The organism is Nocardia caishijiensis NBRC 108228 (genome assembly GCF_001612825.1).
GTDB classification, from domain to species: domain Bacteria; phylum Actinomycetota; class Actinomycetes; order Mycobacteriales; family Mycobacteriaceae; genus Nocardia; species Nocardia caishijiensis.
In genome coordinates, this window is the sequence record NZ_BDBE01000016.1 from 72,949 (window position 1) to 87,881 (window position 14,933).

At 67.9% G+C, this 14,933-nt stretch carries 13 protein-coding genes; 7 read left to right on the forward strand and 6 right to left on the reverse strand.

Annotated elements, in window-relative coordinates; translation table 11 throughout:
* Window positions 1–7 precede the first annotated feature (7 nt).
* Window positions 8–994 carry an AfsA-related hotdog domain-containing protein gene (locus NC7_RS04425; protein ID WP_067979144.1) on the forward strand — a complete coding sequence of 329 codons (987 nt, stop codon included), beginning with the start codon at window positions 8–10 and terminating at the stop codon, window positions 992–994.
* Window positions 991–1,638 (forward strand): HAD family hydrolase, encoded by a 648-nt coding sequence (locus tag NC7_RS04430; protein ID WP_067979147.1) that lies wholly within the window; start codon window positions 991–993, stop codon window positions 1,636–1,638. The genes NC7_RS04425 and NC7_RS04430 overlap by 4 nt, the downstream gene beginning before the upstream one ends.
* A gap of 314 nt (window positions 1,639–1,952) precedes the next feature.
* On the opposite strand, the gene NC7_RS04435 is transcribed toward NC7_RS04430, so the two are convergent.
* Window positions 1,953–3,578, reverse strand: coding sequence for an FAD-dependent monooxygenase (locus NC7_RS04435; protein WP_067979150.1), 1,626 nt, complete (start codon window positions 3,576–3,578; stop codon window positions 1,953–1,955).
* A gap of 133 nt (window positions 3,579–3,711) precedes the next feature.
* Between NC7_RS04435 and NC7_RS04440 the strand changes: the two genes are divergently transcribed.
* Both NC7_RS04440 and NC7_RS04445 read left to right on the forward strand, forming a co-directional pair.
* The gene (locus NC7_RS04440) at window positions 3,712–4,992 is read left to right on the forward strand and encodes an MFS transporter (RefSeq protein WP_067979153.1); all 1,281 of its coding nucleotides are present in this window, start codon (window positions 3,712–3,714) and stop codon (window positions 4,990–4,992) included.
* Window positions 4,989–6,200 carry a cytochrome P450 gene (locus NC7_RS04445; protein WP_067979156.1) on the forward strand — a complete coding sequence of 404 codons (1,212 nt, stop codon included), beginning with the start codon at window positions 4,989–4,991 and terminating at the stop codon, window positions 6,198–6,200. Before NC7_RS04440 ends, NC7_RS04445 begins: the two co-directional genes overlap by 4 nt.
* On the opposite strand, the gene NC7_RS04450 is transcribed toward NC7_RS04445, so the two are convergent.
* From NC7_RS04450 to NC7_RS04460, 3 genes are read right to left on the reverse strand one after another with little or no spacing between them, the layout of a single operon-like run.
* Window positions 6,190–6,528: an ArsR/SmtB family transcription factor gene (locus NC7_RS04450; RefSeq protein WP_067979160.1), complete on the reverse strand. Its 339-nt coding sequence runs from the start codon at window positions 6,526–6,528 to the stop codon at window positions 6,190–6,192. The genes NC7_RS04445 and NC7_RS04450 overlap by 11 nt on opposite strands.
* A gap of 44 nt (window positions 6,529–6,572) precedes the next feature.
* Window positions 6,573–8,630, reverse strand: coding sequence for a prolyl oligopeptidase family serine peptidase (locus NC7_RS04455; RefSeq protein ID WP_084457936.1), 2,058 nt, complete (start codon window positions 8,628–8,630; stop codon window positions 6,573–6,575).
* Between the two features lie 24 nt (window positions 8,631–8,654).
* Window positions 8,655–9,185, reverse strand: coding sequence for an AMIN-like domain-containing (lipo)protein (locus tag NC7_RS04460; protein ID WP_067979163.1), 531 nt, complete (start codon window positions 9,183–9,185; stop codon window positions 8,655–8,657).
* Window positions 9,186–9,319: 134 nt separating this feature from the next.
* On the opposite strand from NC7_RS04460, the gene NC7_RS04465 reads away from it, so the two are divergent.
* A complete protein-coding gene (locus NC7_RS04465) occupies window positions 9,320–10,285 on the forward strand; it encodes a dipeptidase (protein ID WP_067979167.1) in 966 nt (321 codons plus the stop codon).
* Between the two features lie 71 nt (window positions 10,286–10,356).
* Here NC7_RS04465 and NC7_RS04470 read toward each other — a convergent pair whose 3' ends face one another.
* Window positions 10,357–11,367 carry an NADP-dependent oxidoreductase gene (locus NC7_RS04470; protein WP_067979170.1) on the reverse strand — a complete coding sequence of 337 codons (1,011 nt, stop codon included), beginning with the start codon at window positions 11,365–11,367 and terminating at the stop codon, window positions 10,357–10,359.
* A 198-nt stretch (window positions 11,368–11,565) separates the two neighbouring features.
* Here NC7_RS04470 and NC7_RS04475 point away from each other — a divergent pair, with 198 nt between their 5' ends.
* The gene (locus NC7_RS04475) at window positions 11,566–12,153 is read left to right on the forward strand and encodes a dihydrofolate reductase family protein (RefSeq protein WP_067979173.1); all 588 of its coding nucleotides are present in this window, start codon (window positions 11,566–11,568) and stop codon (window positions 12,151–12,153) included.
* A gap of 73 nt (window positions 12,154–12,226) precedes the next feature.
* Here NC7_RS04475 and NC7_RS04480 read toward each other — a convergent pair whose 3' ends face one another.
* Window positions 12,227–13,258 carry an AraC family transcriptional regulator gene (locus NC7_RS04480; protein ID WP_236573125.1) on the reverse strand — a complete coding sequence of 344 codons (1,032 nt, stop codon included), beginning with the start codon at window positions 13,256–13,258 and terminating at the stop codon, window positions 12,227–12,229.
* 215 nt (window positions 13,259–13,473) lie between these two features.
* Here NC7_RS04480 and lpdA point away from each other — a divergent pair, with 215 nt between their 5' ends.
* Window positions 13,474–14,877 carry a dihydrolipoyl dehydrogenase gene (gene lpdA / locus NC7_RS04485; protein WP_067979176.1) on the forward strand — a complete coding sequence of 468 codons (1,404 nt, stop codon included), beginning with the start codon at window positions 13,474–13,476 and terminating at the stop codon, window positions 14,875–14,877.
* Window positions 14,878–14,933: the final 56 nt, after the last annotated feature.

Genomic DNA, 14,933 nt, shown 5'->3' on the forward strand with positions numbered 1-14,933 from the left:
CTCGATCATGACCGTCGCCACCCCCACCCTCACCTTCGACCGCAATATCCCGCGCGGACTCGTGCACCGCGAATCCATCGCCGAGGTCTTCCTCACCGACGCCCAACCCACGTCGGACGGCGCGATCTTCGCCGCCCAGCTCCCGCGCAACCATTCGTATTTCAGCGATCATCGCGGCACCGCGACCACCTATGACCCGCTGTTGCTGATCGAGGTGTTCCGTCAGGTCGCCATCTATTACGCGCATTCCTTCGTCGGGGTGGCGCGCTCGGAGAAATTCATCTTCGGGTCCGCCGACTTCACCATCTCCGACGCCGACACCCTGCGCATCGGCCAGTGCCCCGGGCACTGCGTGATCGAAGCGCGCGTGGTCGCCGACAAGCGACGCGACGGCCAGGTCATCGGGCTCACTCTGGAAATGGTCGCCGAGATCGAGGGTCACGAGGCGGCCCGGGAGATCATGGTCTACCAGTGGATGCCCGCGCCGGTGTGGAACCGGATCCGGGTGCGTGGGCGCGAATCGCTCGGCCTGCCCGCCGAGCCGAGTATTCCGCCCCAGCCGCCGGTGGCCCGGATGCGCCCGGGCTCGGTGGGCAGGCACAACCCGCGCAACGCCATCCTCGCCAACCCGGTGCTGGCCGGGGAGGAGCTGACCGCGCTCACCATCATCGACACCGATCATCCGTCGCTGTTCGACCACGCCCTCGACCATGTGCCCGGCATGCTGCAGTTCGAGGCGGCCCGGCAGGTGGCGATGGCGGCCGCCAACGCCGTTCTCGGCCTGGACACCAGCCGGATGGTGATGCACCGGCTCGGCATCGAGTTCACCAAATTCGGGGAATTCGAACGGGATACGATCGCCCGCGCCACCGTCACCGGTGACGGCGACGGCGCCCGGGCCCGGGTGAGCCTCACCCAGGGCACCGACGTGATCGCCGCCGGTGACGTGGAACTGCGTTTCCGCCCCGCCGATATCAGGACGATGGTCCAGTGAGCGCCCCGTTCGTCTGGTTCGACTTCGGCGGCGTGCTCTCCCCACCTCTCGACGACCTGTTCCAGCGCTACGAACAGGTGGCGGGCATCCCCGTCGACCTGTTCAAACACGCGATCGCCGAGGTGGGCGCCCAGTACGGGCTGGCACCCCTTGCCCCGATCGAACTGGCCCTGCTCGACGAACGCACCTGGGTGGCGAAGCTGCACGCGGCGCTCCGGGCCAAGGCACCCGAGCTCGACCTGTCGCGCAGTGAACCGGATTTCGGCAGGCAGTGGTTCGCCGGGCACGAGGTGAACCACGCTGTCCGCGATTTCGCCATCGAGCTGGCGGGCGACGGAGTCCGCGTCGGTGTACTGAGCAACAACGTCGTCGAATGGGAGCCCTACTGGCGCCCCATGATCGACCTCGACGACCACCTCAGCGCCCTGATCGATTCGTGCAAGGTCGGCTTCCGCAAACCCGACCCGGAGATCTTCGCCCTCGCCGCGGAGACCGCCGGTGTCGCCCCGGGAGACAGTGTCCTCGTCGACGACCTCGCCGAAAACTGCGCGGCGGCAAGGGAAGCCGGGTGGACTGCCGTGCAGTTCCGCGACGCCGACCAAGCCATCGCCGACGTGCGTAGGGCTTTGCGCGAGGTCCGATGATGCGACGGCACCCCCATCGCCCGGCTGAAAGCTGTGCACACAGACGCCGGATAGCCACAGGCACGGCCCGCGATCCGATCCTGCGCGCGAGCGCTGAAGGCGGCCCGGTCCAGCGGTCTCCTCAGCGCGATGGCGCATGGGGTGGAGCGGACCCGGTCCGGTGGTTGTTCCGGTGGGACGGCGCCTGTGGCGGGGTCGGCCCGGCTGAGTCGGTGGGCCGATGCGGCGGGGCGCGCAGGTCGGAATCCGTTCGCCGCGAGTCGGTCTCGCGTGCTGGTTCGTTCGTCGCGGCTGGTCTCGGCTCGGCGCCCCGCTCACAGGGCGGACGCGAGGTAGCCGTCGGGTCGGATCACCGCCGAGGTCCAGGTTTGATCCGGGATCACCTTGGCGGTGATGACCAGTGCATCGTCGGGAGCCTCGGGGACGGGGGTGTGTTCGTCGGGCCGGATCGCGACGAACCGGCCCGCGTGCAGCAGTTCCGCGAGAGTGCTCACCCGCCCGTCATTTTCGGTGAGGACGAGGTCGTGCTGGAAGCCGGGCTGGAACTGGCCGCTGATGAGTTCGGCGATGCCGTCGTGCACGGCGGGCACCGCGAGCATCGCCAGCACGGCGTCGCGGACCTGCGGGTTCGCGGGGTTCATCATCCGCGATTGCAGGACGGTGTTGCCGACGATCGCGGCGGCGTGGGCGACGCGTTCGCGGGAGTAGTCGGCCAGGACGGTGGGTCGCGCGCGTCCGGTGACGACGCGGGCGAGCCGCCAGCCGAGGGCGAAGGCATCCTGTATGCCGGAGTTGAGTCCCTGGCCGCCGAGTGGGTAGTGGCTGTGGGCGGCATCGCCCGCCAGCAGCAGCCGCCCGTCCCACATGCTGGTGCGGTAGCGGCCGTGGTCGCTGAACCGGGTGAGGTGGCTGACCCGGCTCAGCGCCGGTTCGGCACCGAGCACGTAGGCGAGGCGTTCCCGGTACTCGGCTTCGGTCGGTTCGGGGCGGTGCTCGAGGGGGCCGCTGAAATCCATCGCGATGATGCGTGCCTGGCCGCCGGGGTTCGGGTTGTGCATGGTCCAGCCGGTCGGCGTCGGGTTCCAGCCCGGCGGAATCTGGGCAGGCGCATCCGAAACAGCCAGTCCGGCAATGGCATTCATCGTCGCGGGGTACACCTGGGCGGGGAAGTTCCCCGTGCGTGCGACAAGACTGCGCGCACCGTCCGCACCGACCACGTACTTCGCCCGAATCCGCAGCCCGAAGCGGCTCCCGGTCTCGGCACCGACGTCGCCACCATCGATTTCGCCGGTGGCACCGTGGCTGTCGCCGGTGGTGCGGTGATGGTCGTTGGTGGCACGGTGGCTTGCGCCGGGTGCGCGGTGGCTGTCGTCTCCGGCGAATTCTTCGGTGGCGGCATCGGGACGGTCGCTCTCTTTGCCGACTTCGGCCGTGTCTCTTCGCGCTGCGCTGCCGCCTTCGTATTCCGCTCGACCGCTGTGTTGTGCTCTCGCCCAGGCGGTGACCTCGCAAGCGCCCACCTCCACTCGGACAACACTGTGCCCACGCAGGATTCGGGCACCCAGCGATCGCGCGCGATCCTCGAACGCCGCCTCCAACCGGGCCTGCGGGATTCCCGCGATCGGCGCGGGCTCCACGCTCGGCGCGCTCAGTGTGAGCACCGGCTGCGCCGCGAACTGGAAGGGGCTGCGGTGCACACCCACCGGATTACGGGCGATGGCGTCGGCCGGGACCGACGGGATGTACCCCCGCCGGGCCAGCAGCGACAACGTGCGGGTGTGCACGGTTCCGGCGCGCGGACGCAGGTCGAGGTCGGTGCGCGACTCCACGACAACCACGTCGACCTGCTGCGATGCCAGCTCGGCGGCCACGAGCATGCCGACCGGACCGCCGCCGACCACCAGGACGTCGGTCTGGATCGCGTGCGGTTCGGTGCTCATCGACTGCTCCTGGGGTGGGTGAGCCGCATCGGCGACTTCCGGTTGTCCGAGAACTGTAGTAGCTACTAATATCATCGTACCTACCGATCGGGTAGTGCCTAATTCGCGTATCGGAGCCCACCGAGGGAGATCCATGTCGACCGCAACCCAAGCCCCACCAAGCCCCGCCACGCTGCCCGTGGTCCTGGCCGCCCAGTTCGTCACCCCGATGGCGATCGCGGGCACTGCCATCGCGCTACCGCTCATCTCCCGTGATCTCGGCTCGAATCCCACTGCGCTGCAATGGGTCGTCAACGGGTTCAACATCGCCTTCGCGCTCACCACGTTGCTGTGGGGCGCGATCAGCGACCGCATCGGACACCGCCGCACCTTCGGGATCGGTACCGCGCTGGTGGTCGTCGGCAGTGTCGGCAGCGTCGTCGCGCCCGCGTTGATCGTGCTCGACCTGGCCCGGGTGATCGCGGGCGTCGGCGCGGCGGCCATCCTCACCGGCTCGACCGCGCTGCTGTCCAGCGCGTACGAGGGCACCCGCCGCACCAAGGCCTTCGCGGTGTTCGGCACGGTCAACGGCCTCGGCCTTGCCCTCGGGCCGACCATCTCCGGCCTGCTCATCGCGGTGGTCGACTGGCGCGGAGTGTTCGTCGTGCACGCGGTGATCCTCGCGGCCGCCGGTCTCGGCACCCGCCTGCTGCCCGCCGCCGAACCGAGCACCGCCGAACACGGCCCGATCCTCGACCTCGGGCTCCTGCGCAATCGCGAGTTCCTGGCGATGTGCCTGGTTCCGGTGGCGGGGTCGATCGGTTTCGTCACCCTGCTCACCTACCTGCCCTCGGCCCTGAGCGGCATCACCGATCTGTCGGCGGGCGCGTCCGGGCTGTTGATGCTCGCGATGACCATTCCCGTGTTCATCGCACCGGTGGCCATCGGTCACCTGGTCACCCGGTTCCCCGCGCTCACCATCGGCCGGGTCGTCTACCTGAGTCTCGCGGCGCTGATTCTCGGCAATCTCGGCGTGCTCGCGCTGGACCAGGGCCGCTCGGTGCTGTGGCTGGTCGTGCCGATGGTGTTGCTCGGCCTCGGCTTCGGGTTGCCCATCGGACTCGTCGACGGGCACGCCCTGTCGGTGGTCCCCGCCGAACGCGGTGGCACGGCGGCCGGTGTCCTGAACTTCTTCCGTATCGGCAGCGAGGCCGTGTTCGTCGCGGGCTACGCCATCGTCCTGTCCGCGGTGGTCGGCAGGCAGCTCAGCGGCACCGCCGCGCACGACACCGCCGCCGGTCAATTCGGCCACCCCGACGTCTACCGCACCGCGTTCACCACCACCGTCGGTGTGCTCGTCGCCCTGCTCGTCGTTCTCACTCTCGCCATCATCGTGGTCCGCCGACAGGCGCGCCCGGAAGGAGTTACCTCATGACACACGCCATCGACGCCGTCCGGGTCGATCTCGACGGTATCGCGAACATCAGCCCACCGACCATGATCGAACCGGCGGCCGAACCGTCACGCGGCGGACTACCGCAGGTCGTGCTGCCGAGCGGGCACACCGCGGTGCACGTGACCAGCTACCGCGACGTGCACGCGGTGCTCACCGACCTCAGCTTCGCCCGCGCGGAAACCAATGTCGAGGACGGTCCCACCTTCCTGCCGACGATCATGCCGACGGAAATGCTGCTCAACCTCGATCACCCCGGTCACGGCAGGCTCAAGGGCTTCGTCGCCTCGGCCTACAGTGCCGCGACCATCGCCCGCCGCGCGCCCTCGGTGCAGCGCGTCCTCGACGGGACCGTCGCGGAACTGCGGGCCCAGAATGCCGGTGGCACAGCCGATCTCGTGCAGACACTGCTGGATCCGGTGACCATCGGCGTGAACGTGGACTATCTCGGCATCCCGACCGCCGACATCGCCTACTTCCGCCACCTCTCGCGCAAGATGCAGCTGGCCCACGACACCGACGTGCCGGCCCTGCTCGCCGAGTTCTGGACCCTCTACCACTACATCGAAGACCTGGTGGCCCGTCGTCGCGACCTCGAACCGGGCCTCATCATCGACCTGCTCGACGCCCGCGACTCGGTGTCACCCCCGGTCACCGACGCCGAATACGCGGCGATCCTGCTCGGCTCGATCGTCGGCGGCGACCAGAACATCCTCTCCGTCATCACCAAGATCGCCTACGTGGCACTGGCCAGGCCGGAACTGTGGGACCACCTGGTGCGCAACCCCGAGACCGTTCCCACGGCGATCGAGGAATTCCTCCGACTGCTCCCGCTGGGCCGGATCTCCACTTTCCCCCGGGTCACCACCCGGGAGGTCACGCTGTCCCGGGGCGTGCTGCACCCCGGCGACATCGTGTACGCCGACGCTCACTCGGCCAACCGCGATCCCGAGGTGTACCCGGACCCGTCGGTGCTCGACCTCGGCCGCGAGGGGAAGCGGCACCTGCAATTCGGGTACGGCATGCATCACTGCATGGGCGCGGCACTGGCCCGGATGGAGATCATCGAGGTGATCCAGCGGCTGGTCACCGAGTTCCCCACCCTCCGGCTGGCCGTGCCGGAGCACGAGATCACCTGGGAGACAGGGGTTCTCGTGCACCGCCCGGTATCGCTGCCGGTCAGCTGGTAGCCGGGGTGGCCGGATGACGATCTGCCGCCAGGATCGCGGTCAGCAGACCCGGAAACGCGGTTTCCATGTCGTCGCGGCGCAGTTTCGTCATCCGGCCGTTGCCCACATCGCGCTGCCAGATCAATCCGGCCTTGCGCAGCACCCGGAAGTGGTGGGTGCGGGTGGACGGCGCCCAGGGCATCCCGAACACGCTGCAGAACTGTTCGGCGCCCTCGGGCTCGGCGTAGAGCTGGGCGATCACGTTGCGCCGGTTGTCGTCGGCGAGAGCGGCGAGCACGGTCGACAGGTCGAACTCCTCGATATCGGGATGACCATCGGCATCGGCCACGATGCGCTCCTTCCGCTCGAACCTACGACAACCATAGTACCTATCTAGCGCCCGCGACCCTCCATCAGCATCTGGATGAAGAACTCGTACACCAGCGCCGACAAGTACGCCGACTGCTTGTTGTCGGCCGCGCCGCCGTGTCCGCCCTCGATGTTCTCGTAATACCAGACGGTGCGATCCTCCGATTCCAGCAGCGCGGCCATCTTCCGCGCGTGCCCGGGGTGGACGCGGTCGTCGCGGGTAGACGTGGCGAGCAGGATCGGCGGGTACTGCTTGCCGGGATCGGTGTTCTGATACGGCGAGTACTCGCTGATGAACGCCCACTCCTGCGGCTTGTCCGGGTCGCCGTACTCCGCGATCCACGAGGCGCCTGCCAGCAGCAGGTGATAGCGCTTCATGTCCAGCAACGGCACCTGGCACACGATGGCGCCGAACAGTTCCGGGTAGCGGGTGAGCATCACGCCCATCAGCAGTCCGCCGTTGCTGCCGCCGATCGCGCCCAGTTGGTCGGCGGTGGTGATGCCACGGGCTACCAGATCGCGGGCCACGGCGGCGAAGTCCTCGAAGGCGCGGTGGCGGTGCTCTTTCAGTGCGGCCGTGTGCCATTCGGGCCCGTACTCGCCGCCGCCCCGGATATTGGCCAGCACGTAGGTGCCGCCCTTTTCGAGCCAGGCCATGCCCGCCGTGCCCAGATACACCGGTGTTCTGGATACCTCGAAACCGCCGTAGCCGTTCATGATCGCCGGGCCGGGGGTGCCGCGACGGTCACGGTGACGGATCACGAAGTAGGGGACCGCGGTTCCGTCGTCGGAGGTGGCGAAGAACTGCTCGGTCTCGATGCCCTCGGCGTCGAAGTACGCGGGTGCCTGCTTCAGCAGCGTTGGGGCGTCGCCGACCGCGCTGCTCAACAGGGTGGTCGGCGTGGTGAAACCGGTGGTGGTGAGGAGGAATTCGTCCCCACCTTCCAGCGGGTCGAGGTTGCCCACGGAGGTGCTCGACATGGTCGGAGTGTCGGGCAGGTCGACGCTCGTCCAGCCGTCCGTTCCCGGGGTGACGACGCGCAGGCCCGTCTGCACATCGCGCAGGGTGGTGAGGATCAGGTGGTTCTCGGTCCAGCCCCACGATTCCAGCGAGGTGTGTGGATCGGGGGTGAACAGCACCTCGAAATCTCTACCGCCCGCGAGGAAGTCGTTGATATCGGTGACCAGCAGGCTGCCCGCCGGGAAGGTCGTCTCGGCGGGAGTCCAGGCGGTCTTCAAGCGGACCAGCAGCCAGTCGCGGTACCAGTCGACATCGGCGTCGGTCGGGGTTTCGAGCAGTCGCCACGCACTATCCACGAGCAGCGAGACCTCGGTGTTGTAGAAGTCCGTCGATCGATGCAGGTAGTGCCGTTCGTACCCGGGGTGGCGGTCGAATCCGGCGCCGATCGACACGTCACTCGGCTTGCCCTCGAACACCGTTTCGGCCTCGGACAACGCGGTGCCACGCCGCCAACGCTTCGCGATGCGTGGGTAACCCGAATCCGTGAGCGAGCCCGGCCCGAAATCGGTGCCGACATAGACGGTGTCGGCATCGATCCAGCCGACCCGGGACTTGGCCTCGGGCAGGAAGAAGCCGCCGTCCTCGGGCGCGATGAATTGCCTTGTGGTCATGTCGAATTCGCGTTCGACCGTGGCATCGGCGCCGCCGCGCGACAGGTGGATGACGGCGCGTGTCTGCGAAGGGCGGAGCACCGCTGCCCCCGCCCACACCCAGTTCTCCCCCTCGGCCTCGGCGAGTGCGTCGATGTCGATCAGCACGTCCCACTCGGGATTCTCGGTGGCATAGGACTCGAAGGTGGTGCGCCGCCACAGTCCGCGCTGGTGCTCGGCGTCGCGCCAGAAGTTGTACAGCCAGGGACCGCGTCGCCCGGGGTAGGCGATCTTGGTGTCGTCGTCGAGCATCGCGAGGACGCGCTGCTCGAGGTCGGCGAACCGGTCGGTGTTCGCGAATCGGTCCGCGACCACCTCGTTGCGGGCGCGGGCCCAGTCCAGCGCCGGTTCGGCGGTCACGTCTTCGAGCCAGAGGTAGGGATCGGTCACGTTCTGCTCAACGCCGCTCATCCCCATATTGTTGCCGACGCGGCCTCACCAGTAGTGCGCGACGTCGATCACCACCCGCGAGGGGCTCTCCAGACCGAACACCCGGAACGGCAGACGGGCGCGCACGCCGAGCCCGAGGGTCGTCTGCCCTTCGAACGAACCGGCCAAGGCGACCTGGCGGAAGGTCTGATAGCCGTTCACGTTCACGAGGTCGCCGCGATCGCCCGGCAGGTAGGTGCTCGCGCCCGCGTCGTCGTGTGCGGGTGCCAGGACCGCGACCTGCAAGAAGGCACCGCCGCGCAGCGGGACACCCGCGCCGGAACCGTCCTGGGTGACGGTGTCGACATAGCCCACCCGATAGCCCGCGACCGGACCGGTGAGGTCGACGACGAGGCGGTCGTAGCAATCGTGTCGGCCCGCGCGCACGTCACGCACGGCGCCCGGCGCGTAGCCGGGACTCGACTTGTCCAGCGATCCCCAGGTGAGACCGCAATAGGACGGGGTGGCCGAGGCGGGCAGTGTCGACAGGCCGACAGCCGCCGCGAGGCACGCAAGCAGGACAAGGAAGCGACGCATGTCGCACCGCCTTCGAACAGGGGACGCAGTACTGATTAATCGGACGAATCAGACATCGCGTTAGCGTCGGTCGGGTGCCGAAAGCGTTGCGAAACGTAGGATCGCAGGTCACGGATAACGACGGGGAGGTGTCCATGCTCTGGGAGCAGCACTGCTGTCTGCCACTGTTGCCGACGGCGCGAGTGGCGGATCTGGCCCGTTACCCACTCGGGTCGTATCTGTCGGTGAACGTCGGGTACTCGGCGGAGACCAAGGCGGACTCGCTCGCCCTGCTGCACTTGTTCCGTGGCCAGGCCGCTGCCGACCCACGGTTCCGCCTCGTCGACCGGGTGAGCGATATCGGTGCGCCCGAGGTGATCTCGCTGGCCTTCGACCTCGAGGACTCCGCACCCCTCGATGGCGACCTGGACAACGTCGAACTGTTCTACGAACTCGGCGTGCGCACGCTGCTGCCCACCTACAACCACGCCAACCCCGCTGGGTGCGGCTGCCTCGACACCGTCGACACCGGACTCACCCCGTACGGGAAAGACCTGGTGCGCAAGCTCAACGAGGTCGGCATGGTCGTCGACGGTTCGCACTGCTCTCGACGCACCGGTCTCGACCTGTCCACGCACACCGCCGCCCCGATGATCTACAGCCATTCGAATTTCGCCGCGCTGTGGGAACATCCGCGCAACATCACCGACGACCAGGCCCGCGCCTGCGCCGCGACAGGTGGGGTGATCGGCGTCAACGGTGTCGGTATCTTCCTGGGCCAGAACGCGCCCGAAGCGCGCGTCGAGCGCCTCTCCGCCATGGCCGACCACATCCGCTACGGCGTCGACCTCGTCGGCATCGACCACATCGGCATCGGCTCCGATTACTCCTTCGACGGCGACCAATTCAACGCCGAGATCCACGAGAACCCCGACGCCTTCTCCGCGGCCTACACCGCCTGGGGCCCCTTGCAGTGGACCCCGCCCGAAGATCTCCTCGGCGAAACTCCTGGTCTCCCCGGCCTCGACGACCTCCTATCCGCCCGAGGCTTCACGCCTTCCGAACGCGCCGCCCTCTTCAGTGGGAACTTCACCCGCGTCGCCACCCAGGTCTGGCGCTGATCCGATCATCACGCTCTGGTGGCGGCATGGGCCGAGTGCCTCCGCCACCGGAGCGTGGTGACCTCGGTTCCTCACCCGAGATGGACGAGCATCTTGCCGGTGTTGGCGCCGGTGAGGACGCCGAGTAGGGCTGCGGGGGCTTGGTCGAGGCCCTCGTAGGTGGTTTCGGCGGTGCGCAGGGTTCCGTCGGCGAGCCAGGCGGCGGCCTTCGGGATGTACTCGGCGAAGAGCGGGAGGTAGCTGGTCACCAGCATGCCGCGCAGGGTGATCTCCTTGGTCGCCGCGAGGTAGAGGTCCGGGGCCTTGCGATCGGTTTCTCCGTTGTAACCGCTGATGGCGCCGACCAGGGCGACGCGGCCCTGTGGGTTGAGAGCCTCGATCGCCACCTTCAGGTGTTCGCCGCCGACGCTGTCGAGATACACGTCGATGCCGTCGGGTGCCGCCTCGGCGAGCTGACCGGCGAGGTCACCGGCCCGGTAGTCGATCGCCGCGTCGAATCCGAACTCCGCGAGCACCTTTCGCGTCTTGACCGGGCCGCCCGCCGAACCGATCACGCGCTTCGCGCCGAGGGCCTTGGCGATCTGGCCCGCCACACTGCCGACCGCGCCCGCCGCCGCCGAGATGAACACCGTGTCCCCCGGCCGCACTGTCGCGACCTCGGTCAACGCGGCGTAGGCGGTGAGACCGGTGGTGCCGAGCGCGCCGAGAAAGTGCTGTGGGGCAGCGAGTGCGGGGTCGATGGGAGTGGCTGATGCCGCATCGACGACGGAGTGTTCGCGCCATCCGGCGAAGTGTGTCACCGTGGTGCCGACCGCGATATCCGGCGACTTCGACGCGATCACCGTACCGATCGCCGAACCTTCCAGCGCCGCACCGATTTCGAACGGCGGGATGTAGGACGGCTTGTCGTCCATCCGGCCGCGCATGTACGGGTCGACCGACATCCAGGTGTTGCGCACCAGGATCTGACCGTCGGCGAGTTCGGGCAGCTCCTGCTCCACGAGGGCGAAATCGGTGGCGACCGGGGCACCGTTCGGACGGGCGGCGAGGTGGATTTCGCGGGTGTGCGTCGGGATGGTCATGATCTAGCCTTCTTTCGAGGTCAGCCGGTGTTTTCTGACCGGTGAAGAACACGTTATGACGCTCCGATCGGCGTTCCCAGGTCCGCACACGCCACCACCCGGTCCTCGCGCGCCGGGACCGGACCGGCGCGTGCCGATGAGTTCCGTGCGCGCGGCGCGTCTATACCGGTGACAACCGTTTCGCCAGGAGGTGCGAGCATGGGCAAAGTTTTCACGCATATGACGATGTCGCTGGACGGATTCATCGCGGACCCGCACGACGGGATCGGCGAACTGTTCGAGTGGTACGAAGGCGGCGAGGTGAGCGTGCCGAGCGCGACCTCGGACCGGTCGCTCCAGGTCGACGAGGCGGGCGCGCAGGTCCTCCACGAATGGATCGACAACACCGGCGCGCTCATCGCGGGCCGCCATCTGTTCGACATGACCAACGGGTGGGACGACAAGCACCCGATGGGCGCACCCGTTGTCGTCGTCACGCACCACGCACCTGAGAACGCCGCCGAGCGCTGGCCGAACACGACCTTCGTCGGCGACGTGACCACCGCGATCTCCGAGGCCAAGCGGATCGCGGGCGACAAGAACGTCACCATCGCCAGCACGACCATCATCCAGCAGGCCCTCGATCTGGGTCTGGTCGACGAGGTGTGCGTCAGCCTCGTCCCGGTCCTGTTCGGCGAAGGAGTCTCCTACTTCGGCGAACTCGCGAAAGGCCATCTGCTGCTGGACGATCCGGTCGTCGTCCCGGGCCGCCGTGCCACCCACCTCAGCTACCCGGTGCGCCGCTGATCCACCGGCCTTTGGCAACGACCGCCGAAGGCCGTTAGGGGGCTCGGTCCGATCGCCGGTGACATCGCGCCGCCTATGCGGTCGCCTCACTGGCCGCTGTCCAACGGTGAACGGCTTTGCGGAGGGCTCGATCGTCGGTGAAAGCCAACCGGCGGGCAACGGCTGATTTCGGGAGCCCTTGGGACAGCAGCAGTTTCGCGCGCTCGTAGCGCAGGCTGTCCAGCTCCGCACGCCAGGAGGTGCCGTGGTCGGCGAGGTGGCGTTGTAGGGAGCGTTCACTCATGGCCAGGGCTTTCGCCACGCGAGCGAGAGTGGGGTCGGCGGTGTCGAGGGCGGACGTGAGGGCGATGCGGAACGCATCGAGCGGATCGGCGACGGTGCGCGACGAAGCGAGGACGAGGTCGGCGTGGCTGCGCATCAGGTCGGCGAGCATCGGGTCGGCGCGGGGGAGCGGGGCGTTCGCGTCGTCGGCGTGGAACGTGATCGAGTCGGCGGCGGCACCGAATTCGATGGCGCGCGTGCCGAATACGTCGGTCAGCAGGCGGTGGTCCGGTGGCGCCGGATGTCCGAAGGTCACCTTCGTCGGGACCAGTGGGCGGCCGGTCGCCTCGCGGGCACGGCGCAGGTAATACGCCAGCACGTATTCGTTGACCGTCGAGGCGACCACCGGATCGCTCGCCGAGGTGCGGTACCCGACGGTGAGATCGGCTTCACCTGACAGATCGAAACCTTCGGCCGCGGCGGTGACCAGACGGTGGTAGGGCTGCGCGGCGCGCAACGAATCCACCAGTGTCGCACCGGTTGTCACCAGGTAGTCCCAGGTGTTCAAGGCCCCGAGCGGCGCGGCCTCGGCCACCGCGACCCCCGCGCCGGGCCGCGCGATCAACTCCCACAGCCTGAGCAGTGAACTCATCGGCAGCCGATTCAACTCACCACGCAGCACCACAGCGTCGGTGCCGGGTACGCGCGCCAGTTGTTCCTCGGCCACCCCGAGTCGCCGCGCCGTCTGCAGCAGCAGACGCACCAGGTGCACCGAAACGGTGCCGTCGACCCGACTGCCGATCCCCGCGTCCAGACCGCCAGGGACACCCTCGCGCACATCCACGGCTGGTGCGTGCGTAGCGCGCCCGGCTCCGATGCCAGGCGTGTCCGCCACACTCGCGCTCCGGGCCGGACCTGCCGCTCGGCCCCATGATCCCGCGCCGCTCACCCTGCCGACAGTACCGTTCGGTCCGCCTCGATCGAGGCGGGGCGAGCGCATCTCAGGCGAAGTGGGGGACGGGTGGGTGAACTCCCCGAAACAGAGTTAGGCTCGGTGACGTGACTTCCCACTACGATGTCGTCGTTCTCGGCGCTGGTCCCGGCGGATATGTCGCCGCGATCCGTGCCGCTCAACTCGGCCTGCGAACAGCGATTGTCGAGCAGAAATACTGGGGTGGCGTGTGCCTGAACGTGGGCTGCATCCCGTCCAAGGCACTGCTGCGCAACGCCGAACTGGCCCACATTTTCCACAAGGAAGCCAAGACCTTCGGCATCTCCGGTGAGGTCAGCTTCGACTTCGGCGCCGCCTTCGACCGCAGCCGCAAGGTGGCCGACGGTCGCGTCAAGGGCGTGCACTTCCTGATGAAGAAGAACAAGATCGACGAGTTCGACGGTCTCGGCACCTTCACCGGCCCGAACTCGCTCGACGTCGCCCTCACCAAGGGCGGCAACGAGACGATCTCGTTCGACAACGTCATCATCGCCACCGGCACCACGACCAAGCTGCTGCCCGGCACCCAGCTCTCGGAGAACGTGGTCACCTACGAGGAACAGATCCTCACCCGCGACCTGCCGGGCTCGATCCTCATCGTCGGCGCGGGCGCCATCGGCATGGAGTTCGCCTACGTTCTCAAGAACTACGGCGTGGACGTGCGGATCGTCGAGTTCCTCGACCGGGCCCTGCCCAACGAGGACGTCGACGTCTCCAAGGAGATCACCAAGCAGTACAAGAAGCTCGGCATCACCATCACCACCGGTGCGGCCGTGCAGTCGATCGACGACGACGGGTCCAAGGTCACCGTCCAGATCAAGGACAACAAGTCCGGCAACGTCGAGACCGTCACCGTCGACAAGGTGCTGCAGGCCGTCGGCTTCGCGCCGCGCGTGGAGGGCTACGGCCTCGAGACCACCGGCGTGGAGCTCACCGACCGCGGTGCCATCGCGATCGACGACTACATGCGCACCAACGTGGGGCACATCTACGCCATCGGTGACGTCACCGCCAAGCTGCAGTTGGCCCACGTGGCCGAGGCGCAGGGCGTGGTCGCGGCCGAGACCATCGGCGGTGCCGAGACTATGCCGCTGGGCGACTACCGGATGATGCCGCGCGCCACTTTCTGCCAGCCGCAGGTTGCCAGCTTCGGTCTCACCGAGCAGCAGGCCCGCGACGAGGGCTACGACGTGAAGGTGGCTACTTTCCCGTTCACCGCCAACGGCAAGGCGCACGGGCTCGGTGACCCGACGGGTTTCGTGAAGCTCATCGCCGACACGACGCACGGGGAACTCATCGGTGGTCACCTCATCGGGCCCGATGTGTCCGAGCTGCTGCCGGAGCTCACGCTGGCGCAGAAGTGGGATCTGACGGTGAACGAGCTGGCTCGTAATGTGCACACGCATCCGACGCTCAGTGAGGCGTTGCAGGAAGCCATTCATGGGCTTGCGGGGCACATGATCAACTTCTGAGTATTTGTGCAGGGGGCGGTTCGCGAAGTGGACCGCCCCTTTGTTGTGTCTCGGTA

Coding starts and splice junctions, on each gene's coding strand:
- NC7_RS04475 (WP_067979173.1), top strand. CDS start 11,566: ATGGGCAAAGTTTTCACGCATATGACGATGTCGCTGGACGGATTCATC.
- NC7_RS04435 (WP_067979150.1), bottom strand. CDS start 3,578: ATGAGCACCGAACCGCACGCGATCCAGACCGACGTCCTGGTGGTCGGC.
- NC7_RS04440 (WP_067979153.1), top strand. CDS start 3,712: ATGTCGACCGCAACCCAAGCCCCACCAAGCCCCGCCACGCTGCCCGTG.
- NC7_RS04470 (WP_067979170.1), bottom strand. CDS start 11,367: ATGACCATCCCGACGCACACCCGCGAAATCCACCTCGCCGCCCGTCCG.
- NC7_RS04425 (WP_067979144.1), top strand. CDS start 8: ATGACCGTCGCCACCCCCACCCTCACCTTCGACCGCAATATCCCGCGC.
- NC7_RS04455 (WP_084457936.1), bottom strand. CDS start 8,630: ATGAGCGGCGTTGAGCAGAACGTGACCGATCCCTACCTCTGGCTCGAA.
- NC7_RS04445 (WP_067979156.1), top strand. CDS start 4,989: ATGACACACGCCATCGACGCCGTCCGGGTCGATCTCGACGGTATCGCG.
- NC7_RS04465 (WP_067979167.1), top strand. CDS start 9,320: ATGCTCTGGGAGCAGCACTGCTGTCTGCCACTGTTGCCGACGGCGCGA.
- NC7_RS04460 (WP_067979163.1), bottom strand. CDS start 9,185: ATGCGTCGCTTCCTTGTCCTGCTTGCGTGCCTCGCGGCGGCTGTCGGC.